Origin of the sequence: Nostoc sp. NMS8, from assembly GCF_017115045.1 — a bacterium.
Taxonomy (GTDB): domain Bacteria; phylum Cyanobacteriota; class Cyanobacteriia; order Cyanobacteriales; family Nostocaceae; genus Nostoc.
In genome coordinates this window covers 27,537-52,626 of record NZ_JABXKK010000034.1, presented here as the reverse complement: position 1 = coordinate 52,626, position 25,090 = coordinate 27,537, and the positions used below count along the sequence as shown (strand labels likewise).

The 25,090-nt window shown below is 42.9% G+C and carries 24 protein-coding genes; 12 read left to right on the top strand and 12 right to left on the bottom strand.

What is annotated here, in order from left to right:
- Positions 1 to 105: 105 nt before the first annotated feature.
- Positions 106 to 1,140, bottom strand: coding sequence for a M28 family peptidase (locus HWQ39_RS04810; RefSeq protein ID WP_292842152.1), 1,035 nt, complete (start codon positions 1,138 to 1,140; stop codon positions 106 to 108).
- A gap of 250 nt (positions 1,141 to 1,390) precedes the next feature.
- On the opposite strand from HWQ39_RS04810, the gene HWQ39_RS04805 reads away from it, so the two are divergent.
- The gene (locus HWQ39_RS04805; protein ID WP_292842150.1) at positions 1,391 to 2,536 is read left to right on the top strand and encodes a hypothetical protein; all 1,146 of its coding nucleotides are present in this window, start codon (positions 1,391 to 1,393) and stop codon (positions 2,534 to 2,536) included.
- 432 nt (positions 2,537 to 2,968) lie between these two features.
- A complete protein-coding gene (locus tag HWQ39_RS04800) occupies positions 2,969 to 5,314 on the top strand; it encodes an adenylate/guanylate cyclase domain-containing protein (RefSeq protein ID WP_292842148.1) in 2,346 nt (781 codons plus the stop codon).
- Between the two features lie 85 nt (positions 5,315 to 5,399).
- Here HWQ39_RS04800 and speY read toward each other — a convergent pair whose 3' ends face one another.
- Complete coding sequence (speY, locus tag HWQ39_RS04795; RefSeq protein WP_292842146.1) at positions 5,400 to 6,575, bottom strand: deoxyhypusine synthase; 1,176 nt, start codon at positions 6,573 to 6,575, stop codon at positions 5,400 to 5,402.
- A 621-nt stretch (positions 6,576 to 7,196) separates the two neighbouring features.
- Between speY and HWQ39_RS04790 the strand changes: the two genes are divergently transcribed.
- Complete coding sequence (locus tag HWQ39_RS04790; RefSeq protein ID WP_292842144.1) at positions 7,197 to 7,874, top strand: hypothetical protein; 678 nt, start codon at positions 7,197 to 7,199, stop codon at positions 7,872 to 7,874.
- 627 nt (positions 7,875 to 8,501) lie between these two features.
- Here HWQ39_RS04790 and HWQ39_RS04785 read toward each other — a convergent pair.
- The 4 genes from HWQ39_RS04785 to HWQ39_RS04770 all read right to left on the bottom strand — a co-directional run bounded on the left by HWQ39_RS04785 (position 8,502) and on the right by HWQ39_RS04770 (position 12,195).
- Entirely contained in the window at positions 8,502 to 8,711 is a 210-nt protein-coding gene (locus HWQ39_RS04785; protein ID WP_292842142.1) for a molybdopterin-binding protein, read from the bottom strand.
- A 135-nt stretch (positions 8,712 to 8,846) separates the two neighbouring features.
- A complete protein-coding gene (locus HWQ39_RS04780; protein ID WP_292842140.1) occupies positions 8,847 to 9,551 on the bottom strand; it encodes a DevA family ABC transporter ATP-binding protein in 705 nt (234 codons plus the stop codon).
- 161 nt (positions 9,552 to 9,712) lie between these two features.
- Complete coding sequence (gene devC, locus HWQ39_RS04775) at positions 9,713 to 10,888, bottom strand: ABC transporter permease DevC (protein ID WP_292842138.1); 1,176 nt, start codon at positions 10,886 to 10,888, stop codon at positions 9,713 to 9,715.
- Positions 10,885 to 12,195, bottom strand: a complete 1,311-nt coding sequence (locus tag HWQ39_RS04770; RefSeq protein WP_292842136.1) for an HlyD family efflux transporter periplasmic adaptor subunit — start codon at positions 12,193 to 12,195, stop codon at positions 10,885 to 10,887. Before HWQ39_RS04770 ends, devC begins: the two co-directional genes overlap by 4 nt.
- A 263-nt stretch (positions 12,196 to 12,458) precedes the next feature.
- Between HWQ39_RS04770 and HWQ39_RS04765 the strand changes: the two genes are divergently transcribed.
- Entirely contained in the window at positions 12,459 to 13,073 is a 615-nt protein-coding gene (locus HWQ39_RS04765; protein ID WP_292842134.1) for a TetR/AcrR family transcriptional regulator, read from the top strand.
- A 159-nt stretch (positions 13,074 to 13,232) separates the two neighbouring features.
- Here the strand turns inward: HWQ39_RS04765 and infC are convergent, their stop codons facing one another.
- Complete coding sequence (gene infC / locus HWQ39_RS04760; protein ID WP_292842179.1) at positions 13,233 to 13,700, bottom strand: translation initiation factor IF-3; 468 nt, start codon at positions 13,698 to 13,700, stop codon at positions 13,233 to 13,235.
- 260 nt (positions 13,701 to 13,960) lie between these two features.
- Here infC and HWQ39_RS04755 point away from each other — a divergent pair, with 260 nt between their 5' ends.
- Both HWQ39_RS04755 and HWQ39_RS04750 read left to right on the top strand, forming a co-directional pair.
- A complete protein-coding gene (locus HWQ39_RS04755) occupies positions 13,961 to 15,301 on the top strand; it encodes a DEAD/DEAH box helicase (protein WP_292842132.1) in 1,341 nt (446 codons plus the stop codon).
- A 618-nt stretch (positions 15,302 to 15,919) separates the two neighbouring features.
- Complete coding sequence (locus HWQ39_RS04750; RefSeq protein ID WP_292842130.1) at positions 15,920 to 16,591, top strand: glutathione S-transferase family protein; 672 nt, start codon at positions 15,920 to 15,922, stop codon at positions 16,589 to 16,591.
- Positions 16,592 to 17,072: 481 nt separating this feature from the next.
- On the opposite strand, the gene HWQ39_RS04745 is transcribed toward HWQ39_RS04750, so the two are convergent.
- Genes HWQ39_RS04745 through ndhC form a run of 3 tightly spaced genes read right to left on the bottom strand, consistent with a single transcriptional unit; the run spans position 17,073 to position 18,686 of the window.
- On the bottom strand, positions 17,073 to 17,603 hold the full coding sequence (locus tag HWQ39_RS04745) for an NAD(P)H-quinone oxidoreductase subunit J (protein WP_292842128.1): 531 nt from the start codon (positions 17,601 to 17,603) through the stop codon (positions 17,073 to 17,075).
- Positions 17,596 to 18,333 carry a photosynthetic/respiratory NAD(P)H-quinone oxidoreductase subunit K gene (ndhK, locus tag HWQ39_RS04740; protein ID WP_292842126.1) on the bottom strand — a complete coding sequence of 246 codons (738 nt, stop codon included), beginning with the start codon at positions 18,331 to 18,333 and terminating at the stop codon, positions 17,596 to 17,598. The genes HWQ39_RS04745 and ndhK overlap by 8 nt, the downstream gene beginning before the upstream one ends.
- Complete coding sequence (gene ndhC, locus HWQ39_RS04735; protein ID WP_104908259.1) at positions 18,324 to 18,686, bottom strand: photosynthetic/respiratory NAD(P)H-quinone oxidoreductase subunit C; 363 nt, start codon at positions 18,684 to 18,686, stop codon at positions 18,324 to 18,326. Before ndhC ends, ndhK begins: the two co-directional genes overlap by 10 nt.
- Positions 18,687 to 19,016: 330 nt before the next feature.
- Here ndhC and HWQ39_RS04730 point away from each other — a divergent pair, with 330 nt between their 5' ends.
- The 6 genes from HWQ39_RS04730 to HWQ39_RS04705 all read left to right on the top strand — a co-directional run bounded on the left by HWQ39_RS04730 (position 19,017) and on the right by HWQ39_RS04705 (position 21,468).
- Positions 19,017 to 19,352: a rubredoxin gene (locus tag HWQ39_RS04730; protein WP_292842124.1), complete on the top strand. Its 336-nt coding sequence runs from the start codon at positions 19,017 to 19,019 to the stop codon at positions 19,350 to 19,352.
- A gap of 198 nt (positions 19,353 to 19,550) precedes the next feature.
- The gene (locus HWQ39_RS04725) at positions 19,551 to 20,570 is read left to right on the top strand and encodes a photosynthesis system II assembly factor Ycf48 (protein WP_292842122.1); all 1,020 of its coding nucleotides are present in this window, start codon (positions 19,551 to 19,553) and stop codon (positions 20,568 to 20,570) included.
- A gap of 178 nt (positions 20,571 to 20,748) precedes the next feature.
- A complete protein-coding gene (gene psbE, locus HWQ39_RS04720; RefSeq protein WP_094348030.1) occupies positions 20,749 to 20,997 on the top strand; it encodes a cytochrome b559 subunit alpha in 249 nt (82 codons plus the stop codon).
- Between the two features lie 9 nt (positions 20,998 to 21,006).
- Complete coding sequence (gene psbF, locus HWQ39_RS04715) at positions 21,007 to 21,144, top strand: cytochrome b559 subunit beta (protein WP_015115279.1); 138 nt, start codon at positions 21,007 to 21,009, stop codon at positions 21,142 to 21,144.
- Positions 21,145 to 21,152: 8 nt separating this feature from the next.
- Positions 21,153 to 21,275, top strand: coding sequence for a photosystem II reaction center protein L (locus tag HWQ39_RS04710; protein WP_094332364.1), 123 nt, complete (start codon positions 21,153 to 21,155; stop codon positions 21,273 to 21,275).
- A gap of 70 nt (positions 21,276 to 21,345) precedes the next feature.
- Positions 21,346 to 21,468, top strand: coding sequence for a photosystem II reaction center protein J (locus HWQ39_RS04705; RefSeq protein ID WP_179065658.1), 123 nt, complete (start codon positions 21,346 to 21,348; stop codon positions 21,466 to 21,468).
- A gap of 174 nt (positions 21,469 to 21,642) precedes the next feature.
- Here the strand turns inward: HWQ39_RS04705 and HWQ39_RS04700 are convergent, their stop codons facing one another.
- Positions 21,643 to 21,792: a photosystem I reaction center subunit VIII gene (locus HWQ39_RS04700; protein ID WP_292842119.1), complete on the bottom strand. Its 150-nt coding sequence runs from the start codon at positions 21,790 to 21,792 to the stop codon at positions 21,643 to 21,645.
- Between the two features lie 236 nt (positions 21,793 to 22,028).
- Positions 22,029 to 25,064, bottom strand: coding sequence for a hypothetical protein (locus tag HWQ39_RS04695; protein WP_292842117.1), 3,036 nt, complete (start codon positions 25,062 to 25,064; stop codon positions 22,029 to 22,031).
- Positions 25,065 to 25,090: the final 26 nt, after the last annotated feature.

Sequence of the window (25,090 nt, the reverse complement as noted above, 5' to 3'; positions counted from 1 at the left end):
AATGAGTAATGAGTGGGGAATCTCGCTTCTTTACTCAGAACTGGGAACTAGCTCAACGCCCCGTTACCGCTAACGAACTGTTTTGCCCTCTGCCCCCTGCCTCCTTCAAAAGTCGGTCTTCTCTAACAAGGTAGTCGTAGCATTGACTACAATCTGTGCTGCTCCTGTGAAGAACGATCGCTCGATAGTAGCTGGAATATCGCTAGGTTTATGATAGTGCGGAGTACGTAAATTTGCGGTATCTGTCACTAGCACAGCACCTACGCCCTGATACCAAAATGGTGCATGGTCGCTGCGTAGGGTATCGGGTGTCAGTAAACCTTTAAAAGGAATCGGCAATGTTAGCACTGCTGGCAGATTTGATTCCTGTTTATTCAGGGCAGTTAATGGGATATTCTGTGAGTTTTGAAAGGCACTCAGTAAAGATAAATGTTCTGTATCAGCGATTACTGCTAAAAAATCGCCTTTGTCGCTAGGTGGAGTAACAGGCAATCCAGCAGGGTATTTCTGACATCCAGCAGTGTAACACGCATAACCTACCATATCCATAACGATCGCTCCGCCTAAGTTTTGCAAGCGTGCTGTCTTGCTAACGAAAGCCTGACTACCTAAAAGTCCTGCTTCCTCTTGGTCAAAAAAAGCTAGCTGTAATGTTCGTGGCGTGGGACGGGAACCCAGTAACCGGGCGACTTCCAACACTACAGCTACACCACTGGCATTATCATCAGCGCCGGGGGATGAGGCAACAGTGTCGTAATGTGCTGCTACCAGAATTGCTTTTGCGGCTTTGTTAGTTCCTGGACGTTCGGCAAAAATATTCACACCATCGGAGAACTTTTCTAATTTAGGCTTCCAGCCTAATTTTTTCAGTTCAGTTGTGATATAAGTGCGAGTAAGCGATCGCTCTGTTGTTGTGTAGCGCTGAAAATTTAACTTTTGGATATGGGTTAACAGCTTGTCAGTAGATACTTGTAGGATATTGTCAACTTCTTTCGACTCTGGCTGTAGTTGAGGTGTTTCTACTGGAATGCGCTCAACAATCGTCGGTGAGGGAGGCTGTTCAAAAAACGTGCTACCTCTGCTACCCACCACCACAACTGCCATCAGCGCTAACAGTATCAGCCAAATCCATTTTTTCATTATGATTGATCCTTGGCTTCCTGACTTAGGGTAACGCAAATCTACAAGCATAACTTTCCAGAATTGCTAGGAAGGGTTTAATATTTCGGTTCCCTAAATTATTAAGGAACAAACAATCAATACATTAGCGTCTGTCTTTACATCTGTTTCAAAAGACAAATATTAAATTAATTCCAACTCGTAAAGTTTTGGAATTATATGCTTTATTATCCATTAGTAGCTGGATACCATTTTTTTGTTCTATATTAATATGAAATTCATGTTTAAAAACTACTTTAGCAACAATCAAGGGCGGGTTTTCACGGCTTTAATCCTGAGTGGAATTTTATCTGTTTCTAGCGGTTTTACACTTATCAAAGGTGCTGTGGGCGCTTCTGCGAACTTTTCCCTAGAAACAAGCAATGAAGTTCTTAAAGACAATATTAAACCAAACCGCTTGCCACGTCTAGTAACTAATGCAGTACTGGGAGATTTAGCCAGTAGACAGGGAATTTCAACCAGAGAACTGCAAATTATTGACTATAATCAACAGACTTGGCGCAATGGTTGCTTAGAACTGCCTCAACCGGATGAAATCTGTACCCAAGCATTAATTCCGGGTTGGCGAATTGTGGTATCTAATGGCAAACAAAACTGGATTTATCATACCAATAACAATGGGCGCTCGCTACGTTTAGCTTCGGCAAACACTCCCTCAGAAAATCTGCCAGATAAACTACCCACATCTGTAAAAAATGCTGTTTTGCAAGCTGCATCCAGACGTTTGCAACAGCCAATCTCTCAGCTAACGATCATTCAGGCTCAACAGCAAACTTGGAGAGATAGCTGTTTAGAATTAGCTAATGCTGATGAATTTTGTACTCAAGCTTTAGTATCAGGTTGGCGGGTGGTTATCGGCGCGGTTGACCAAAACTTGGTTTATCATACCAATCAAACAGGTTCTTTACTCAGACTCAATCAAAAGGCTAATGAAAGTACACTAACTCCTGTGCAAATTCCAGTTAGCGAGTTACCACCACCCTTAGATAGAGATATAGTCTTTCGGCAAATCTCCAGTGGTGGTTTTACTGGTAGAACCTACGAGACTGTTTTACTCAAAGATGGGCGATTGATTCGCGTGCGGATTGGTGATGCCAATGATTCTGAGCGTAGTGTTCGCCGCGTTTCTGTACAACAGGTAAAACAATTTGTGCGATCGCTAGAACGTTCTAAGTTTAGTAAATTTAAGAATTTGAGTTACCCAGCCCCCAGTGGCGCTGCTGATTATATCACCTATACTCTGACCAGCCAAGAGGGTACGGTTCAGTACAACGATATTTCTCAAAATAACCTACCCAAGAATTTACAGACAGTAGTTAAAGCCTGGAATCAACTCGCAGCCAGCGCACAATCTTGAAGAAGAATTCAGAACCGTTAGCTCCGGTCAGAATCAAGATGCGACTCGAAAATACTCGCTAATGCTGCGCTATCTGTTAGTCGCTAGAATTCACTTCTAAATTCTAGCAACTTCTATTTTGTTAAAGTTAAAGATGAAGACCATTATTGAGTACAAATATTCAAAAAACCACTATTCTATTCAATTGTCAATCATCCAAAAGAAATACATTATAAATATTACGCGAGCTTATTTATGCCCACTTACTTAAGCAAGGTGTAGGGGCAATTCATGTAGACGCAAAGCGGCTATTGCCCCTACGGGTTTACCTCACATGAACGAGAACCGCTGCATCGTAAAAATTAGAGGTTTTGTCTTCCTATTTCTTAAAATCTTCTCTTTCCTCTAAATCTTTCTTTTAAAGATAAGTCTAAAGTCTGTTTCCATACCATAATGAAAGACCAAGTATTAGACTGGATTTTTAACAAACCTTCTTTTCCCCTTAAATTTGAACGCTTGGAACTGGATGAGAATTTCTGCATCATCGATACATCCGAGCAAGTGCAACGGTTTGCAGAACATCCTGAGGACGTGATTCGCGGAAAAGACATCCGGCTAAGTTTTCCTGAGTTGAGAGGACTGGAAAATATCCTGAAATCTCTTCTACAAGGGGACAAAGAACTGTTTGAACTACAAGCAATTGAACGATATTCAGAGCATAATCTTTATGTATATATAGATATATATATTATCGGCGAACAGCAAGAAAATAAATTAATTATCCTGATTGAAGATATTACCGACAGGCTTGTTTTAAAGCAAAAGCTAGCACAGCAAGCTAATGAAACGAATCTGCTATCAAGTGCTTTAATCTCATGTGAGAACTACATGGAACAAGTAATCACTTCAATGGCAGATGCTTTGTTAGTAACAAGTAACACAGGAAAAATAAAAAGAATTAATCATGCTGCTCAAAAGCTATTTGGTTTTAAAGAAGAAGAATTAATTAATCAACCAATATCACTGATTATTGACAATAATCAGATATCATTAAAAGCTATTTATCAGCATTCTTATTTGAAGCGAAGTTTACAGAATATAGAGGTAGTTTGCCGAACAAAAACTAGAGAAAAGCTGTTGATTGCTTTTTCTTGTTCAGTGATTGCGAAACAAACAGAAGGACTAGAAGATATTGTCTACATTGGTCGAGATATTACTGCTTGGCAGCACCGAGAACAGCGTACAAGTGCCCAATATGCTATCACTCGAATATTATCAGAATCTCAAAGTATCAAGCAGGTAATTCCGCAAATTTTGCAGTCGATTTGTCAAAACTTAGGGTGGGATTTAGCCGAGCTTTGGACACCAAGTCAATATATTGGTACTTCAGTACCAGGAGATAGCCTGAATGCAGTACTAAGGTGTGTGGAAATTTGGTCAAGTCGATTGATTTCTGTCCGAGAATTTAAAGCAATCACGTGGCAAACTACCTATACGCCTGGCGCTGGCTTACCTGGTCGAATTTGGATTAGACGTTTGCCTTTGTGGATTAAAGATATCACAGAAGATGCAGATAAAAGGCGATCGCAAGCCGCGACTGAGGCTGGATTACACGCAGCTTTTGGCTTCCCGATCTTAGATGATAGTGAAATCTTAGGAGTGATGGTTTTCTTCAGTCGGGATGTACAACCAAAAGATAAAGACCTCTTGCAAATGATGGGTTCTATTGGTAGCCAAATCGCCCAGTTTATCAAACGCAAACAAGTAGAAAATGCTCTTATAGAAAGTGAAGAACGATATCGAGATTTATTTGAAAATGCTAATGATTTGATTCAAGCTGTCAATGCTTATGGGCGTTTTTTATATGTTAATCGTGCTTGGCGAGAAACTTTGGGATACAGCGAAGCCGAAATTGCGAATATGAATATTTTTGATATTATACATCCAGACTTTAAACAACACTGTTTGCAAAGATTTTATCGGGTGCTATCAGGAGAAAAGCTTGGGCAAGTAACAGCTACATTCGTTACTAAAAATGGTCAAACAATATTTCTAGAAGGTAACATTAACTGTAAATTTGTCGAAGGTCATCCGGTTGCAATTCGCGGCATTTTTCGTAATGTCACCCAGCGACTAGCAGCAGAAGCAGCGCTACGCCACCAGCAAGTAGAAACCGAACGTTTATTGCTGAATCTTTTGCCAGCAGCAATTTCCAAAGAAATTCAAGAAGAACCAGCCGACATTGCCGAAGATTTTACTGATGTCACAGTTTTATTTGCAGATATCATCGGCTTTAGCGAAATTGCTGCTTCTATGAGTGCAATTCAACTAGTGAACTTACTCAACCCAATTTTCTCAGCTTTCGATCGCCTCACCGAAAAACATGGTTTACAGAGAATCAAGACTATTAACGATGCTTATATGGTAGTTGGGGGCTTGCACACACCCCGCCAAGATTGTGCTAAGGCGATCGCTATTATGGCACTGGATATGCAAACTGCGATCGCTCTCTTCAATACTGAGAATAACCAAAATTTCAGCATCCGTATCGGCATCCATAGCGGTTCCGTAGTGGCAGAAGAAATTGATCTAAACGAGTCTACTTGCGATCATCTCTGGAGAGACACAGTAAACATCGCTAGCTGTATGGAATCCCAAGGTATTGCTAATAAAATCCAGGTTACAGAAGATATTTATAAGTCCTTGTGTAATGAATTTTTATTTGAAAAGCGGGGCGAAATCGAAGTTAAAGGCAAAGGGAAGATGACAACTTATTTATTGATTGGACGGAAGGGATGAGGGGCATTGGGCATTGAAAAGATGCAGAGGGGCGGGGGGCGGAAGGGAAAACTCTTCTCCCTGCCCCCTGCCCCCTGCCTCTTCCCTAGTGAGTATTGGGAATCAGCCGACCACAGGGATAAGTCGCTGTTTGCTGTGAAGCACTTTCAGCAACTACTGCTGGAATCTGATCAGAGGGTTGGGTTTTGGCTGCTAGATAGTCTTTTTGCAGTTTATCGAAAATGACTTCTCGTCTGTCGTAAATACGCTTCAGGGGACGAGGCTGGCATTTGTTCAACACATACGCTGTCACCAGTGGTAAAGCGATCGTGCTATCGGTATAACAAACGATTGTGTTAGGTAACTCATCTGGGTCAATCTTACCCCAACTGACTGCTTCCGATGGGGTTGCCCCAGATAAACCGCCTGTATCTGGACGCGCATCGGTAAACTGCACAAAGTAATCGTGTCCTCGTTCTTCTAGTCCTAAGACCTCGTGAAGTTGCGGTTGAGTTTGTAGTAAAAAGTTCTTAGGACTACCGCCACCGAGAATTACAGCCGCACTTTTACCTCCTGATTCACGGGCATTATATGCGATCGCTGCTGTCTCATTCACATCAATTGATGGATCTATCACCAACTGCGAACCTTCCAATGCTAAAGCCGCCACGTTCATCCCAATTGAGCTATCTCCTGGAGAAGACGTATAAATCGGTACGCCATATTCATAAGCTGTAGCTAATAAGCAGGAATGCTGCACACCCAATTGCTTTTCTACTTCCCGGACATATTTACCTAATAAATGGTGAAACTCAGCTGTTCCCATCCGCTTTTGAAACGCTTCTCCTTGGAGAATTTTGCGGATAAACGCATCAGTTTCTAGCAGCACATCGTAGCCAAAGATAATATCGTAAATGCGAATAGTGCCTTCTTGGCGCAGTTTCACATCATCCAAAAATGGATTACCAGCAAAAAGTTCAAAACCTAATCCGTAGTGCATATCGTGGTAAAGATTTGCACCAGTACTAATCATCCAGTCAATAAAGCCGTTGCGAATTAAGGGTGCAAGCGCTGAAACCCCAAATCCTGCTGGCGTCATCGCACCAGAAAGGCTAACTCCCACCGTCACACTTTCGGTTAGCACATCGCGACTCAGTAGCTGGCAGATTTCCCGCAACCGCGCTGAGTTGTAAGCGGTGAAGTATTGATCGATCAAATCCACCACATTGATATCATTCGATATAGGTGTGGGTGCGATTTTTTGACCCAGCTGTTTAGACATTTTGGTACTCCCGAACAGTAAACACGCCCGAATCAATGTTATCTAGCTTTCAGCCCAAGTGACAGCAATACTTTTTGAGCGCTAGCTTGAAAAAGAGGCAAGGGAGCAGGGAGCAAGGGGGAAAGTTCAAATGGGGATTCGACCCAATCAAATCGAGAAGCACTTGTAAAAAGTGGGGGAATCAGTCCCATGTTCCGCTCCACAGCAAGAGTCAGGGGTCATTTTCCCCCGCTCCGTGCCCCATTCCCCCTGCCTCTTTGTTGAAAAAGTAATTCAGGAGTCCTGAGTACTGTTAGTGGTAACTCACCTTAGCGTCGCAAAAGCACCAGAGTCGTAGTTACTCGTGAAGTTTTGTAATATGCGTAATCTCATCAAAACAAACAACTTTTTACTTAAAGTTTTGATAAAGTCAGCGTTTAATTACGTAGTTGAATTGATTTTTTCCAACCAAGTTGGTATGATAGCTTCAATCGAAAATACAAACTTGTATAAAAAATACGCCATAAATAATGTTTCATGTTAATAAAAACAAAGTTTTTTCAAAAACCATTATAAGCAGGTGTCTACAGTTATTCTATTATCTAATTTTTTAAATATTCAATAGTAAACGGAGAATTTTTTATGCGTTTTAACCGCAAGATACCCATTGCATCTTTAATATTATCGATGCTGGTTTTATGGCAGCCTACTTTAGCTGAATCAAGGCGCGATGTTCGCTGGAATCGAGGAGAGAAAACACCTTCTGTCTGGAATCAAAATAAGTGTCTTGGAGGTTCTTCGCCGAGTTTTCGCTTGGGTGGAGAACTCAATAATCCAGCCACCTATAACTTGCAAAACCTAAGAAATTTGCGAGATTTATTAAAAAACCAAAATCCAGCATTAGTTACTGAAATTACTGTGAGCTTTCAAACCGGAGCAGGGCCACAAACAGAAACATACTATGGAATCCCCCTATGGGAATTGATTAATAATTCCAAAGCCGGAGGTGGTCTCAAACCTGGGAATTCTGGGGTGAATCCTAAAAACTCTTTTCTGAGGCAATATGTTCTAGTTGAAGCCACAGATTGTTATGGTGCAGTCGTAGCTATTGGTGAAATTCAACCTAACTTTGAAGGGAAAACAGTGCTAGTTGCATTTGAAAAAAAAGGTAGTGATGGTAGAGTTGTGCCTTTAATAGATGAAGGATTTGCTCGTTTAGTAGTTCCAGGTGATAAAGCTGGAGGTCGTTACGTTAGTAATGTGAGAAATATCGTTATATTATCTGCTCCTGCTTCTCCTTTAAAACCAAAATATTTCTGAAAAATCGTCTGATTCAAGATGCCTATAACGGAGAGTTTATTACAGAATAGCTCGAAGTGAGTAGATAAGTTGTGGCGCTTTAATAAGCAGATCGCCACAACTTATCTAACTATTTTGGTAATCTCTGTAAAGTATATAGGACTGATATCTGATTATAAATAAGTGTATTGTAGTTCTATATACACTTTTCTGATTCATTACCTGTAAAATTGGTATTTGTTCTAGACAATATTAAGGGAGCTATATATAAATATAGCGATGTCTACGACGGGCTACGCCTACGCGAATCAATACTGTTCAGTTATGTCTTTGTGATGATTCATCGCATCTTTGCAATCTATAATTTTCATCAAAAAATCTTAACCGAACTGTATTGGATTGCGAATAATGAAATAAACCCCAAAGCTTTGCTTTCGGGGTTTATTTCTCTCTAGTGGGATATACAGGAATGGCTAATGCAGATATTAGTGTGGCATCTATAACTGCTGCCTTTGGGTCATTTTGGGCGCGTCAAAGGACTTGTGCATATATACTACCTCGACCTACTGTAGCGATCGCAATTCTATGAGCGATCGCTCTACACGGGGCAATCAAACTGCCCCTCTTAATAGAATCCAAACAATTACTTTAGTCTACGGCAATTATTACGTCTGATGATTTGACTATGGCATATACTTCTTTGCCTTCAGTGAGTTTCAGACTTTCTGCTGATGATTTGGTAATAATTGAAGTTACTTCTACTCCAGGTGCAATTTCTAATGTCACTTCTGTATTTACAGATCCTATTACGATGCTTTTAACTGTACCTTTGAGAGCATTGCGAGCGCTAACTTGCATTTTATGATTCTTCCTCGTGTTTCTCTTAATACGTTAACAATAACAGCTAGTTACAGTAAATGGGACTGGGGACTGAGATTAGAGATTAGATGCTAAACCCTTAAAACTATGGTGGGAGAGGAACGCCGCGACCAGTTAAGATGCTGCAACAACAGCACGGTCATTTACTAGCTTGCCATCTTCCATGTAGACGATGCGATCGGCAATATCTAGAATGCGGTTGTCATGAGTAACCAAAAGAATGGTGCAATCTTGCTCTTTAGCTAATTTTTGCATGAGGTTGACCACATCTCGTCCCGATTTACTGTCAAGGGCGGCGGTAGGTTCATCCGCTAAGACAATTTTAGGACGACCAACTAAAGCACGTGCGATCGCAACTCTTTGTTTTTGTCCCCCAGATAAATCATCAGGATAATAATTCAGGCGATCTCCTAATCCTACGTCTTCTAACATTTGGGCTGACCGAGTTTTCATTTCTGCCGGCGAAATATTTTTATGCACTTCCAAGCCCATTCTGACGTTCTGAAGTGCTGTCAAGCTACCGTGCAAGTTGTGCGCTTGGAAAATATAACCGTTATTGCGTCGCACTTGGGTAAGTTGTGCTGTCTTAACGCCACAAAGTTCTTGTTCCAATATCTGCAAACTACCAGATTGGGCAGAACGCAAGCCGCCTACTAAGGTGAGAAGTGTAGTTTTCCCAGAACCAGAAGGCCCAGTCATTATAATAATTTCGCCAGCGTTAATATCCAGGTTGATATCAAAGAGAACTTGCTTGCGGAGTTGACCATGACCAAAATAGTGGTCGAGATTTTTAACAGAGATTACGGATTGACTAGTCATAAATAGCTCGATTATTCCTGATGATTGTCATTTGTCCTTAGTCATTTGTTATTACCAAGACTTACGCTAAAATGGCTAATTTCCTGTCGTAGATAATAATTCATAGAGTCTCCGTAAGTCCTAATTAAAAAGGACTAATGACTAATCACTAATGACAATTTTTAAAACATATCTGCGGGGTCGGCTGATTGTAATTTCCGGGTGGCGACCACACCAGAAATTATGCACATAATCATAGTCAGTGTTAATACCGTCAAGGCTCGTGCTACGGTCATGTAAACTGGTAAATTGGTGGCATTACGAGTTAAATGATAAAGTCCTAAAGGTGCGATCGCTCCTGGGATAAAGCCCAAAATCGCCAAAATTATCGCCTCTTCAAACACCACACCTAATAAGTAGAGATTGTTATATCCCATTGCTTTGAAAGTGGCATATTCTTTGATATGGGAATTCACATCTGTAGAAAGAACTTGATAGACGATAATCACGCCCACCAGAAACCCCATTGCTACACCCAGGCTGAAGATAAACCCGATGGCCGTATTTGTTTTCCAGTAATTTATTTCAAATTCGATAAATTCTGCTTTGGTTAAAACTTTAACATCATCATCTAAATGAGATTCTAAAGCTGTTTTCATCTGCTTTGGGTCGTAGCCTGGTTGTAGTTGCACCAAACCGAGACTGACACCGCTGGCTTCTCGTCTAGGAAATAGTCGCAAAAAGTTCTGGTCGTTGGTAATTAAAGTACCATCGGCGATGAAAGAAGCCCCGACTGAAAATAAGCCGCTAATGGTAATTGTCCGGCGTTCTATTTCGGTTGTAACAGTTTTACCTTGGTCAATTTTGGCGATCGCTTCGTTATAATCTCCTCTAGAGGCGCGATCAAACAAAACGGTATCTGGTAGCTTAACAGCATCTATCTGGCGATTTACATCTGCTAAGTTAAACACTTGCCGATCGGGATTGAATCCCATAACTAATATTGTCGTCTTCTGATGTGTTTGGGGATTTTTCCAATCAACAATGTTGAGATACATTCCTTCTACCGACTTGACACCTGGTACATCCATTGCTTGATAGAGCCGCCGCCGCGTAAAGCTAGACATATTTGCTAGGTTACGTGCTTGGGGACTGATGACAAACATATCAGCCTGCATACTCCGATGCAGCATTGTGTTACTTTCAAACAGGGCATTCTGAAACCCTAGCTGCATGAACATTAGAACATCGGCAAAGGCAATACCTGACAATGCCACCAAAAGACGACCTTTTTCATGACTCAGTTGCAGCCATCCTAAAGGCGTTCGCCGCCGTAGTTGCTGGATAAATCCAATCACAATTCAATCACCGCCTTCACTTGCAAATTAGTTAAGTTAGAAGCATTTTGGCTGGATAGTTTATTCAGTTGCACATGGACTTCCACTACTCTGGCATCAATATTGCTAGAGGGGTCAGCATTGATCAGATTTTGCCGCTTTACCTGCATACCAATCCAATCCACTCTTCCCTTTAATTCATTGCGGAGGGAATCACTGCTTACCAACACCTCCTGTCCCGGACGCACTCTCTTGATATCACTTTGGTAGACTTCTACTACTGCATACATCTGGTCGGTTTGACCTAAAGCCACAATGCCTTCATTGCCAACCGTTTCTCCGGCTCGTGTATTAATCTCCAAAATTCGACCGGCTTTAGGAGCCACAACGTATGCCTGTGCCAGTTCTACTCTAATTTTCTCCACAGTGGCTTGAGCACTGTCTATCTCTGCCTGTGCATTTGCTATATCTGTAGGACGAACTTCAGTGGTTTGATTTAGGTTAGCTCTTGCCTCGTTAATCTGCTGTTGCAAGCTGGCGAGGGTTTGTTCCTGGTTGGCTTTTGCCTCGTTAAGCTGCTGTTGTAGGGTGGCGACAGTTCTTGTCTGGGTGGCTTGGCTTTCAATTAACGCTTGAGTGGAAGTTTCGGCGCTTAGGCGTCTGTTACCAACTTCCTGGCTAGAAATTGCTCCTTGTTTATATAAAGTCTCGTAGCGCCGCACGTCAGCTTGGGCATTACCTTTCTCGGCTGCTACGCGAGCCACTGTTGCTTGCAAGCTGCGTTGTTGTCCAAGGAGTTCTGCTTCTAAACGATTAATTGTAGCTTGCTGAGTTTTAATGTTTCCTTGTAGTTCTACTTGTACACGATTCACCGTAGCTTGACGCGCTCCAATTTCTCCCTGTTTGGCTCCAGCTTTTACCTGGTTAAAGCGGGATTTGGCAACTTGAACTTGTTTTTGTGCTTCCCCCAAAGTAGCTTGTAGGCGATCGCGGTTGTCCATAATCGCAACTACCTGCCCAGCTTTGACGCGATCGCCTTCTTTCACCAATAGTTGCTCCACTCGGCTTCCTTCACCATTTAAAGAAGGTGCTGACAGTTTTATTACCTCTCCTTTTGGTTCCAACCGCCCTAATGCTGTGACTGTTTTGACCACAGGCTGAACTGCTACTGGTGTTTTTTGCTTTTCATTAGCTGTAGCCTGAAGCTTCATCACCGCATAAACACTGGTTCCACCTATTGCTAGCGATGCAATTATTGCAAGTAGAAGAGGCGATCGCAAAAGATTCTGAGAAGACGTTAAACTCTCTGCATTCCTGTTTTCCCTCATACTATTCCCCCCTTACCACCAGTAGCAACCTGTACTAAACTGTCCAGTTCAATTTATGCTAAACTAAACGGACTAGTTTAGTCAAGAGGATACAGCGAAAATTCTCAAGCGATTTGCTCGGCATTATACGGCGAAATTCGATTCACAATGCTGATAATAGAGGCTTTTGGGCTTTATTGAAGGGTATATTTATTTTCGCCATTTTGTACTGGGGTATTTTGCAGCATCTATTAATATTGTTTATAAGAAAGGATGATTAATAAATGGTACGTATCAAAACTGACGAAGTTGATCGAGATAATTCCGTTGATAAAGTAGAGCAAATTCTGCAAGGTGCAATGCAAGAGTTTCTCCAAAATGGCTATGCTGGTACAAGCATGGATCGGGTAGCAGTAGCAGCAGGTGTTTCTAAAGCGACAGTCTACAGCCACTTTCAAGATAAAGAAGGACTTTTTAAAGTACTGTTAGAGCAACTGACAAGTAAGAAGAATAGCTCAATTTTTGGCACAGAACCGATTGAGGGAGAACCAGTTACCATACTGCGCCAGGTAGTAACCAAAGCATTAGAGCAGATGCTTAACGACAAAGAACATAGTGCATTTATGCGAGTACTAATCGGGGAATCTGGCCGTTTTCCTGAGTTAGCTCAAATTTGTATTCGGGCAATGATTAAGCCAGTAGCAGAAACTCTCACTCACTACTTGGCGGCTCCAGAATTGAAGATACCTGATCCAGAGGCGACAGCGAGAATTCTCTTAGGAGCATTGGTGCATTTTCATATTACTCAAAATGTGATGTATGGACAGGATATTATTCCAATGGAAAGCGATCGCTTGATTGATGCCTTGACACACCTAATCACTAAAAGCGCCGATTGATTGGTTATATCCCGGCGCGTGGCGCTTGTTTGGTCGGAAAGTCAAATTCACCTTGAGTAACAGTTGACTGTTTTTTCCATAGAAGCTACAGTACTGTGTCCGGCTTTTTTCGTTCCTTACAAGCTGCCACAATACATCCTTCAGCGATCGCCAGATTAACTAAGCAGGAATAACTTGAACAATTAGTGCGCGTTTATCCAACGACTGGATTTTACCTACTTGACTGAGATCGTTTGCAATTCGGTCTAGCAGTTCTCCTGCTTGATCGCGATATTGATGTTCTCGGCCTCGTAAACGGATGGCAAATTTCACAGAATCGCCTTTACTCAACCACTCAACTGCTTTCTGAATGCGTAAATTGTAATCAGCTACACCCACGTTTAGTCCGAACCGAACTTCCTTTACCGTGGGTCTAGCACTCTGGCTCTGACGTTTTTTCTTTTGATACTGAAGCTTCCCATAGTTGAGAATCTTCGCGATCGGAGCATCTTTGCCTTGGGAAACTACAACTAAGTCAAGCTCTAAGCTTTCGGCTAGCTGTAGCGCCTCATTGGTATCGATCAGACCACGATTATTATTTTCATGGTCAATCAAGAAGACGCTAGGTGACTTGATTTGTGAATTAATCAGTTGCTTTTGGATTGCGATAATGAATTTCTCCTATTTGTTCAATACTTTGCTTTATAAGCAGGTAATGCCAATTTAACACAACACTGAATCAGAGCAACTTTAACAACACAATGGACGGCAATCTGTTAAAATAAAATACTGGGGTACTCGCTCTCAGTCTTTGCGCTAGTGCCCATCCAGCTTTTCAATAATTTTTATCCGTCCGCCTAAGACTGACGCCATCATTGGCGACAGGCCGATGTTATTTTTGGAGTCTTATGTCTTTTTCTGATCTCGGCTTGTCCAATGAAATTATCCGTGCTGTTACCGAACGAGGGTACACGGAACCCACCCCAATCCAGATGCAGGCGATTCCTGCTGTATTGTCGGGTAGCGATTTGTTAGCTGGGGCACAAACTGGCACTGGCAAGACCGCTAGTTTCACCTTGCCGCTCTTGCATCAGTTGTCTTCTAACAAAAGCAAAGGTACGCCTAATGGATACCCACCAATCCGAGCCTTGATTCTCACCCCGACTCGCGAACTCGCGGCACAAGTGGAAGAAAGCGTGCGCGAGTACGGCAAGTACTTAAATCTCAACTCAATGGTAATTTTTGGCGGAGTCGGTATTAATCTGCAAAAACAGCGGTTGAGGGGTCGAGTCGATATTTTGGTCGCTACTCCAGGGCGACTGCTAGACCACGTACAGCAGGGTACGCTGAACCTATCGCATATTGAGGTTTTGGTTCTAGATGAAGCTGATCGGATGTTGGACATGGGCTTTATTCATGATATCCGCCGCATCCTCTCACTTCTGCCCAAACAGCGGCAAAATTTGCTATTCTTCGCTACTTTCTCAGACAAAATTAAGGCACTGGCCGCCGGACTACTCAATAATCCAAAAATGATTGAGGTAGCACGCCGTAACGTTACCGCCGAAACGATCGCCCAGAAGATTTATCAGGTAGATCGTGACAAGAAACGTCAATTACTTGCTCATCTAATTCGGCGAGATAATTGGTATCAAGTTTTAGTCTTCACTCGCACTAAATATGGCGCTGACCGTTTGGTAAAGCAGTTGGGCGAAGACCGCATTCAAGCATTGGCAATCCACGGCAATAAAAGTCAGCCTGTGCGTACCAACGCTCTGGCAAAGTTCAAGAATGGCAGCTTGCAAGTACTAGTAGCAACGGACATTGCTGCTAGAGGTCTTGACATCAGCGAACTGCCCCATGTAGTTAACTTCGATCTACCCAATGTACCCGAAGATTATGTGCATCGCATTGGTCGCACCGGTCGCGCTGGCGCATCAGGTGAAGCCGTATCGTTGGTTTGCGTCGATGAATACCCTCTATTGAAAGATATCGAAAAACTGATCGAGCAGCGCTTGCCCAGGGAAGTAGTTGCTGGCTTTGGCCCCAACCTCGACATTGAGCCAGAAGCAATCCCCAATGGACGGCAACACAGACCAAAGCCAGGAAGTGACAAGCGTCCGGCTCGTACTGCTAAACCGTCGCCACCGACATCAGCTAAACGTAAAGCCGCACCGCCTGCCACCAATGGCGATAAACCTAGCGCTCGTTCATCTGCATCGCGCCGTTCTGCTAAACGCGATCGCTAATTTTCTTTAGCTGTTCAAGTAGAAAACCTTTCTCTTGTTAATAAGAGAGAGGTTTTGAATTTTTCATACAATCTCTATACGGTTCAGTTAAAGAACAAACCCTATTAAATCTTGAGTTTCGTTCCTCAAAGCAACTTACGTAGTTTAAGGTTTTTGGCTCTAACTGAACCGTATTGAGTTAATGATCTGTTTCTGCGACAAAATAAAAATCTCTAGCAAACTCAGCAGCAGCTTCAAGAACTTTTAGCCAGATTACAACAACAAGGAATTGACCCAAATTTACTATGAACTACCTCTGGCTCAAACTTTCGCACAGCAAGGGTCTATTATCGAACAGAATTCAGGAGTCAGAATACCCTTTCAGGGAAGCAAGCTACGCTTTTAGCGTTTTTTTGGCGAAGGTATTGCTATACATATTTTCATAAAGACTGTAGACTATTAAAAGTCCGGTAAATCGACCGACAAGCTGGAGTATATCATCTAAGCTGACGTAGATACCTGCCAGTAAATTATTTAACTGTACTAATTAACACATCTCAACTTTTGTCTTATTGCTTGAGTTGGAGTTGTGCAATTTCAAATAGTTTGCATTCACAATAATTGCAAGGAAAAGATTTCATGAGTAACATACAACTGTACTTCGCCCAAGCCTCTACCTTCTCTCAACGTACTCGTGTAGTCTTACTGGAAAAAGGCATTGATTTCACCCCAATAGAAATTGACTTACAGAACAAGCCAGATGAGTACACGCAGATTTCGCGCTATGGTAAAGTTCCGGCGATTAAACATGGGGATATTGAAATTTACGAGTCCGCCGTTATTAATGAATATCTAGAAGAGGTTTTTCCAGAACCACCATTGTTACCCCGCGATCCCGCAGCGAAAGCGATCGCTCGGATTTGGATAGATTACGCCAATACTCGCTTTGTCCCAGCTTTTAACAAATTTCTGCGCGGTAAAGATAGCCAAGAACAGGAACAAGGAAGAAAAGATTTCACAGAAGCGCTTCTATATATTGAACAAGAAGGGTTAGGCAAAGGTGATTACTTATTGGGAGATCGGTTTAGCCTTGTTGATATCAGCTTCTATCCTTGGTTTGAACGTTTACCACTCTTAGAACACTTCCGCAAATTCACACTACCAACAGAAACACCCCAGTTGCAGGCATGGTGGAATCTGGTAGGCGATCGCTCCTCAATTCAAGCAGTTGCAAATCCCGCGGACTTCTATTTAGAAAGATTCGCCAAAGTTCTCGGTGAACCTCTTCCCGTTGGTGCGGCACAAAAATAGGACACAGGGGCGTGGTGATGGGAGTGAATCATTAACTTTTTTCTTGCCATTCATACACCTCATCTTCTCTGTCTCCCCTCATTTACTTGAATATCTGACCCAATACTGTTCCGTTAAGTCAAGAGACGCGATGAATCGCCATCAAGACAATAATCAGTCTTTTGTCTTGACGGCGATTTATCGCGTCTTTAAGCGATCTAAAATGGTTAATTCCGATCACCCAATTTTTTGCCAACACTTCTTTGCGAACCTCCGCGTTTCCCTTTGCGCCCCTTTGCGTTAAAAACAGGACTCTAAGTAGTCCAATCAAAAATCTAAATATCTGTAATCCAGTTAAAAGCAATTCAGCAGGCAATTAAAACTGTAAATACAGTCAATGAATTACAGCAAGTTTTGTCAACCAACTTTACATAAAACACCAAAAACATAACCCCTCTCCGCCACCGGAAAGGGGTTAATCACTGCCGAAATTCAGCAATCTCTAATAAGCATCTTGCAACTCGTAGAAATCAGGCGAGATGTAATCCTTCCGCAAAGGCCAACCTACCCAATCTTCCGGCATCAAAATCCGCTTGAGATTTGGGTGTCCTTCGTAGATAATGCCGTACATATCGTAAGACTCGCGCTCTTGCCAATCTGCGGTCTTCCAAATCCAGTACACAGAAGGGACTACAGGATTTTCCCGTGGTAAGAACACCTTAACTCGAACTTCTTCGGGGCGATCGCTATTATCACCCACTTTATTCAAGTGATATACACTCACCAATTCTTGTCCTGGCCCAAGGTCAACACCACCTTGAAACTGGAGATAATTAAACCCGTAGGCATAAAGGGCTGTAGCAGTGGGAAGCAAAAAATCTGCCGCCACCTTAATTATCTCTATACCATTTTTATCTGGTGCCAAAAACTCATGGTCAAAGCCATTTTCCGTTAACCACTGGGAAACTTTACCGACTTGTACCAATGCTTCTTCTTTGGCTGCTGCTACTGGTTTAGATTCTTCTTCAGCCACGGGTTTGTTCCTCCTTTTGTGCCTTTGCTGTCAGCAGTGCAGGTGGTACTGGTAAACCAATCGCTTCCGCCAATTCTTTCGGTGGCGCAGAACGAGTTTCTGACTGCAAATACTTACCAGTTAGGATTTCATCTACTGGCTTCAAATTATGAGTCGTGCTGTAGTAGCGGTGAGTTTGCTTAATCTTATCCCGCTCTTGCATCGATTCATTGGCGATTTTCTTCCGCAGCTTAATAATTGCGTCGATAATTGCTTCGGGACGAGGAGGACAACCAGGTAAGTACACATCCACAGGAATCAATTTATCGACTCCACGCACTGCCGTAGGCGAATCAACGCTGAACATTCCGCCAGTAATTGTGCAAGCTCCCATCGCAATTACATACTTCGGCTCTGGCATCTGTTCATAAAGACGCACCAGTTGGGGAGCCATCTTCATCGTAATAGTCCCTGCCGTAATAATTAAATCGGCTTGGCGGGGGCTAGAACGGGGAATTAGTCCAAAACGGTCAAAGTCAAATCGGGAACCAATTAAAGCTGCAAACTCAATAAAGCAGCAAGCAGTACCAAATAACAACGGCCACAAACTAGAAAGCCGCGCCCAGTCGTAGAGATCATCAACCGTCGTCAAAATGACGTTTTCTGAAAGGTCTTGAGTGACATTGGTACGCTCAATGGGGTTGATGATTCGTTCTTTACCCTGGGTTGTTAAGTTAGAATTCAAGACCATTCCAAAGCTCCTTTACGCCATGCGTAAACTAAAGCGACTACAAGAATTGCAATAAAGACTAGCGCTTCAATAAAAGCCAATAGCCCCAAACGGTGGAAAGCTACCGCCCAAGGATACAAGAAAACAGTCTCCACATCAAAGACGACGAAGACCAGAGCAAACATGTAGTAGCGAATGTTGAACTGAATCCAGGCTCCCCCGATGGGTTCCATACCAGATTCATAGGTGGTGCGCCGTTCTGGGCTGTAACTACTGGGTCGTAGGAGCTTGGATGCTGAGAGCGCTAAGGCAGGTACTAGGCTACAGATGATGAAGAAGCCTAGAAGGTACTCGTAACCGCTGAGGACAAACACAATGAGTATCTACCGCTTATGGAGTATTTTAAGTAGGGAGTAGGGAGTGGGGAGCAGGGAAGAAGCAAGGGAGAAGGGAGCAGGGAGCAGGGAGAAGAATTTTCCCCTCCGGCCCCCGCCCCCTGCCCCTCTGCCTCTTTTCAATGCCCCATGCCCAATCCCTAAACTGCGTAACTTTCTTTTACATTATATCTGTTTGGTTTTTCTGAAATCTGGGAAACAGACGCACTTCAGGTATTTGATTCGCTTTTGCTAGTGATAGAAAAGTCTAACAATTATGTCATAATTTTTAACGTATATTTAAGATTTCTTCTCTGCGAGGCCTTAGCCATGAGCGAACCAGCTGTTGAGACTCCAGTGTTAGACCGCTACGAGTGTCGCGCCTGCGGTTATGTTTACGAACCTGAGAAGGGAGATGACAAGCATGATATTCCTTCCGGGACACTCTTTGCAGAACTGCCTATAAATTGGCGCTGTCCAGTTTGTTCTGCTAAAAAGACCGCTTTTGCCAACATCGGCCCTGCCGGTACTGCATCTGGGTTCAAAGAAAATCTCGGTTACGGTTTGGGTGTCAACAACCTAACGCCAACTCAAAAGAGTATCCTAATTTTTGGTGCTTTGGCTCTTGGTTTCTTGTTTTTTATCAGTCTCTACGGCTTACAGTAACAGCTGTTAAGCAATTCAAAATGACGTTGGCGGACTCGCTCTAAGCGTTCGCGCATCGTCTCTAAGAGTTGCCATGCCGTTGGCGGAGCCTCTCCAAGAGTTGGCTTTACGCTGCGCTAACAAAATGAAAAACCCAGGATTGTCAAGCATCCTGACTACCTACTCCTAGAGAAATTTAGAAACAACTAAGAAATACTGATGCATTCATTTTTGAAAAGTTGGCAACGAATATTTGCCTTGTTAATAGTAGTCGTAATATGCATAGGTTGTAGCAAAATTCCCTCTGTTAGCTACAACCCTTGGAAAGTCATTTCTGTGCCAACAGACTCGAATCTATTGGATATAGGTTTTACTGATAACCCTGAACATGGCTACTTAGTAGGTAGCAATGCCACCCTGTTGGAAACCAATGATGGTGGTAATACCTGGAAACCAATCACACTACAACTTGATGAGCAAAAGTATCGTTTTGACTCAGTAAGTTTTGCAGGTAAGGAAGGTTGGATTGCCGGAGAGCCTGGACTATTGCTGCATACAACTGATGAAGGTGCTTCATGGTCACGTATTCCTTTGAGCGAAAAGCTACCAGGTAGCCCGATCGCAGTTAAGGCACTGGCAGAAAGTACAGCAGAAATGGCTACTGATGTCGGAGCCATATATAAAACCACAGACGGCGGCAAAAACTGGAAAGCCCAGGTAGAATCAGCAGTCGGTGTGGTACGTAACTTAGAACGTTCTGCTGATGGTAAATATGTTGCTGTTTCGGCAAAAGGTAGCTTCTACTCAACTTGGGAACCGGGGCAGGATGCTTGGGTTCCCCATAACCGCAATAGTTCTCGACGGGTAGAAAACATGGGTTTTGCTAACAATGGGCAATTGTGGTTGCTAGCTAGAGGAGGCCAAATTCAGTTTAGTGACGAAACTAAACCTGACGAGTGGCAAAAGGCACAATATCCAGAGTTATCTACAAGTTGGGGTTTACTGGATTTGGCATATCGCACATCCAATGAAATTTGGATAGGTGGCGGTAGCGGTAATTTACTACGGAGTGCCGACGGTGGCAAAACCTGGGAAAAAGACCGTGAAGTGGAAGAAGTTGCGGCTAATTTGTACAAGATTGTATTCTTAGAGCCAGAACGGGGATTTATAGTTGGCGATCGCGGTGTTTTGCTCAAATATTTACCAAACCCGGAAACAACTACTCCAGAAGCAGCTTAATAGTGGCTGGGGACTAGGGACTGGGGACTAGGGACTGGGGACTAGGGACTAGCTAAGAGTTTTCCCAGTACCCAATCCCCAGTACCTATTTCTGAGAAGAACTTTGCAACTTGTAACTCTTTCTTAACTTTGTAGGATAATAAACTCTATAACATTCTTTGTGAAGGTAGGAATCTAAATGTCAGGTACCACTGGAGAACGTCCGTTTTCGGACATCATTACCAGCGTTCGCTACTGGGTAATTCACAGCATCACTATTCCGGCATTGTTTATTGCTGGTTGGTTATTTGTCAGCACCGGGCTGGCTTATGATGCTTTTGGCACACCCCGCCCCAACGAGTATTTCACACCAGCGCGGCAGGAAGTGCCAATTGTGAAAAACCGTTTTGAAGCTAAAAAACAAGTTGAAGAATTTATTGGAAAGTAGTTTGAGATCATGACTAGCGGAAACAACATCAATCAACCAGTTACCTATCCAATTTTTACCGTTAGATGGCTGGCAGTACACACCTTAGGTGTACCAACTGTATTCTTTTTGGGCGCGATCGCCGCAATGCAATTTATTCAACGTTAGGAGCAATTATGGCAGAAAGATCGCCCAATCCCAATAATCAGCCGGTTGAGCTAAACCGGACTTCGTTATACCTGGGACTATTACTAGTTTTTGTTCTGGGTATTCTGTTTTCCAGTTACTTCTTTAACTAACTGGAACTACTGTTGTTAATCTTTGTTTATTGAACGTGTGTTGAATTTTTGTTAAGGGAGGAGAGAAGCTGTGTCTGCAGGAAGTGGGAGAATTCCCCTGTGGGTCGTCGCTACGATCGCAGGTTTAGGTATAATTACAGTCTTGGGCATTTTCTTTTATGGTGCCTACGCCGGACTGGGTTCTTCAATCTAAACGTTAGTTTGAACCGAATACTATAAGTTAGAATTTTCTAGCATTTGTTGAGAAATCAACGTTAAAAAAACCGCCTGTCTCTATGAGATAGGCGGTATTAATTTTGGTGAATAGTCATTTGTCTTTTGTCTTTTGCAAATGACTAATGACTAATAACCAATGACTACATCAGTATTAGTTAATGTTGCTGATGTCGTCGCTTTCAATGTATAAAAACAGAAACGCGAATACCACAGCTGGCAAAACCCAACCGATTATGGGAACGAAAATAGCAGGCAAGTAGGAAGTACTAGCCAAGATAGAAGGCAAAAAAGAAGCTGCCATAGTAAAGGTTCCTATCGAATCACACTACAATTCAAAATGAGCTTACTGCAAATTCTGCCAAATATTTGAAATTCTTTCATATTTTTAACACAGGCAATATTGGGATTGGGGATTGAGGACTGGGAAAGAAGCAAGGGAGCAGGGAGCAGGGAGCAAGGGAGAAGAGTTTTCCCCTCTGCCCCCCGCACCCTGCCCCTCTGCCTCTTCTCAATGCCCAATACCCCGTCATCCCTAAGTTAGATACCCAGGAGTTCATCTAGCTGCAAATCTGGTAAGTCTGGAGGAATCACAGTTCGCAATATTGTGACTTTGTGACTTTCTTGTTGGGTTGTCAGATCAAGTGCGATCGCTTCTAAGCGAATTTCTAAACAGCCAAAGGGAATGTTTAATTGCGTCATCACTTCCAACCCACCTGATGCATTAGGTAGTAAATTTGTCAATAAATGGGGGCCATCTAGTAACCAACGAGTTTGATAATCTTCAACCCATAACTTGACAACAACTTGCGGAGGTACTTCAGGTAGTACTACCCGCACTATGACAAACTTACCAGCAATTAGTTCGCCTTCTGGCACATGCAGCTGTGGAATTGGCAAAACCTTAGTGGCTGCCGTAATTCTAGGTAAGGAAGGGGATAAATTTAATAATGGTTGCTCCTTCGGTTCAAAGGTGTAACCCCTAATTAAATCGGCTTCCAATTCACTATCTGTATCATCTACAACGATTTCTTGCGCCAACCAAGCTGACGCTATATTTGTTTTTCTTGGAGGAGGCGGCGGCGGTATTTGCGTTAACAAAGCCGATGAGAGTGTTGCTTCTTCTAGTGCTTTTTCTAGTTCTGTATTTTCTCCTATCCCCAGATCCGCTTCCCGCGCTGTGTCTATATCTTCCCCATAGTTACTCAACTCGTCAGCCAAATCTTGGACTTCTTCCCATGTCGCTTGTTCGCGCCATATCTCAGTGTTGGCATCTAGGTTTAATGGCAAGTTAACATCAACATTCGCTGTTTCTGAACTCAGAGAAAGGGGCGTCTGCTGTGCTGGCTCATAGTTATCGTAGTCTTGAGGTTGCAGATCATTGATTGATTCAGGCAAAGAATATCCTTGGCTCTGCATCCACTTTCTGAGTAAAGGAGATGAGTAAAGGTTGCCTGTTGTAATAAATTGTGCATTTGTCTGGGGTTCTACTTGAGCAACAGGTTCTTCCTGCAATTGCTTATTTTGCGGGGATTCTACTTCGGCAAGAAATTCTTCTTGAGATGTTGCATCAGCTACTACTAATTCAGGTGTATTTTCATCTTCAGGTACAATTTCATCTAATTGCGGGAAGTCTTCAGCCCCTTGAACTTCCAAGGCATCTGGGAGGAGATTTTTTTTAACTTCTTCTGTATCACCTGGCAAAGTTTGGAGGCGTCTCAAGTATGGCAAAGTAGTTTCGAGTATTGGCATTCGACGTTGCTTGATAACCAATTGCTCCAAGTTGATGGCGGCTATATTAGCATCCTTTTCTAGAAGTTCTTCCTGTATGAGTTGTTCTGCAACAACATCTGCGGGAATATTGGCATCGCTTTGAATAGGGGGCAGTTTCGGTAACTGAGGTGAAGTGCCTGAATTCTTTAGTTTAGATGTCCGTAGAGTAGCTTCTCGCAGAGCTTGTAGGTTAATTTGCGGTGGTAAGGGTATATTTGGGGATGGATTAACTATCTGAGACTGGTCTGTTTTTGCCATTTTGACCAGATTTAATAGTTTCAAATCTAGCCTAATAGGTGTCTCTGGTTCTATGAAAGCAGCAGATGAGTCCGATGGTATTGCATCTCTACTAGGTTTTGCTATGGCTGTGATTGCCAATAATTCTGTGACATCTGCTGTAATGGTGAAGGACTGGCTAGCTAACCGGATGACTTCACCAGTATCGGCGAATTTACCATACAAACTGATATCTGCCAAAATTAACTTAGATTCACAGTCAGCTGGAATATTAATTGAGGTATTGATGCTGAAAGGTAACTCTTGATCTGGTAAAATTTTCCGTACCTTGGTCAAGATTTTCGAGTTATTGGGCGATCGCAGTTCAATTCCTAGTTCAAGTGCCCGTAGCCTTTTTAGAGATAATGTTTCAGCCTGATCTAGATTTGTATTTTCTTTGGGTTCTATGTGCCCATTGATTGCAAGAGCTTGTCCCCAACGAGCAATATAATTATCCTGGTCTAAAGTTAATAGTAATGGTGGCGGTAGTTGTGTCGCTAAAAAATCTGTAACATTTTCATCGTTGGGCAACAGTTCAGAGGCGGGTAAAGCTAAATCTATTAAATTTTGTAAAATCTGTTCTACTGTCTCACCTTTGAGCCATAAAGGACTCACAGGCTCGTCGATCGCTATATTTTCTTCTGTTTCATCAGGCAGAACAGTTGTATTAGTGTTGCTGTCTGTAGTAATTGCCAGTTCTGCGCGAACAGCGATCGCTTGATCTAACCCAATTAAAGCTTCTGCTGGGGCAGTGTCTTCTAAGTTCCCTTCATCTGGCAGAACAATACTAATAGGGTTGCTGTATAGAACAATCGCCGATTCTGCGGGAATAGCGATCGCATCATCGAAATTAATTGCGAGTTTTGCTGGGACACTAGATTCCAGTTCTGCGGGAACAGCGATCGCATTATCTAACGTAATCGCGGGTTCTGCTGGGACAGTCGATTCCAGTTCTCCACTAATTGCCAGTTCTACCGGAATAGTGATCGCATTATCGAAATTAATTGCGAGTTCTGCTGGGACAGTAGATTCCAGTTCTCCAGTAATTACCAATTCTGCGGAAACAGTGATCGCATCTGGTTTTGCTGGGGCAGTGCATTCCAGATTTTCAGAGACAGTATTTTGCTGAACGAGTAAATTTGATTCTGCCTTCTCCCTCTGCTTCGCCTCCTCTTCTTCTTGAGACAAAACTTGTACTTGGACTCTGTATTGCCAAGATTTACCCAGCAGATCCGACATCAAATCGCCAGAACAGCGCAATTCCCAAACTCCCGCCTGGAAGTAGGTAAAAGGAATTACCGCCATTAAGCCTTCTGAGTTAGTGCGACGCGATCGCTTGAAAATTCGCCGCGTTGGTTGAACTTCCTGGGTTGAAGAGTGAGTTACCCGTACTTCCACATCTGTATTCGGAAGGTTAGAACGAGCCAAAACTCTATACTGCCCTTCCGAAATTTCCAAATTCGGCGATTCTAGGATATGCCACGAGCGAGCGCCTTGTTTCTGTATCAGAAATTGCCAGTGTTCCATTGTAAGTGATGCCCAGACCGACGAGC

Coding starts and splice junctions, on each gene's coding strand:
- HWQ39_RS04770 (WP_292842136.1), bottom strand. CDS start 12,195: ATGAGGGAAAACAGGAATGCAGAGAGTTTAACGTCTTCTCAGAATCTT.
- HWQ39_RS04780 (WP_292842140.1), bottom strand. CDS start 9,551: ATGACTAGTCAATCCGTAATCTCTGTTAAAAATCTCGACCACTATTTT.
- psbE (WP_094348030.1), top strand. CDS start 20,749: ATGTCAGGTACCACTGGAGAACGTCCGTTTTCGGACATCATTACCAGC.
- ndhK (WP_292842126.1), bottom strand. CDS start 18,333: ATGGTCTTGAATTCTAACTTAACAACCCAGGGTAAAGAACGAATCATC.
- HWQ39_RS04750 (WP_292842130.1), top strand. CDS start 15,920: ATGAGTAACATACAACTGTACTTCGCCCAAGCCTCTACCTTCTCTCAA.
- HWQ39_RS04730 (WP_292842124.1), top strand. CDS start 19,017: ATGAGCGAACCAGCTGTTGAGACTCCAGTGTTAGACCGCTACGAGTGT.
- psbF (WP_015115279.1), top strand. CDS start 21,007: ATGACTAGCGGAAACAACATCAATCAACCAGTTACCTATCCAATTTTT.
- speY (WP_292842146.1), bottom strand. CDS start 6,575: ATGTCTAAACAGCTGGGTCAAAAAATCGCACCCACACCTATATCGAAT.
- HWQ39_RS04810 (WP_292842152.1), bottom strand. CDS start 1,140: ATGAAAAAATGGATTTGGCTGATACTGTTAGCGCTGATGGCAGTTGTG.
- HWQ39_RS04755 (WP_292842132.1), top strand. CDS start 13,961: ATGTCTTTTTCTGATCTCGGCTTGTCCAATGAAATTATCCGTGCTGTT.
- HWQ39_RS04785 (WP_292842142.1), bottom strand. CDS start 8,711: ATGCAAGTTAGCGCTCGCAATGCTCTCAAAGGTACAGTTAAAAGCATC.
- HWQ39_RS04800 (WP_292842148.1), top strand. CDS start 2,969: ATGAAAGACCAAGTATTAGACTGGATTTTTAACAAACCTTCTTTTCCC.
- HWQ39_RS04725 (WP_292842122.1), top strand. CDS start 19,551: ATGCATTCATTTTTGAAAAGTTGGCAACGAATATTTGCCTTGTTAATA.
- HWQ39_RS04805 (WP_292842150.1), top strand. CDS start 1,391: ATGAAATTCATGTTTAAAAACTACTTTAGCAACAATCAAGGGCGGGTT.
- HWQ39_RS04700 (WP_292842119.1), bottom strand. CDS start 21,792: ATGGCAGCTTCTTTTTTGCCTTCTATCTTGGCTAGTACTTCCTACTTG.
- HWQ39_RS04790 (WP_292842144.1), top strand. CDS start 7,197: ATGCGTTTTAACCGCAAGATACCCATTGCATCTTTAATATTATCGATG.
- HWQ39_RS04695 (WP_292842117.1), bottom strand. CDS start 25,064: ATGGAACACTGGCAATTTCTGATACAGAAACAAGGCGCTCGCTCGTGG.
- HWQ39_RS04710 (WP_094332364.1), top strand. CDS start 21,153: ATGGCAGAAAGATCGCCCAATCCCAATAATCAGCCGGTTGAGCTAAAC.
- HWQ39_RS04765 (WP_292842134.1), top strand. CDS start 12,459: ATGGTACGTATCAAAACTGACGAAGTTGATCGAGATAATTCCGTTGAT.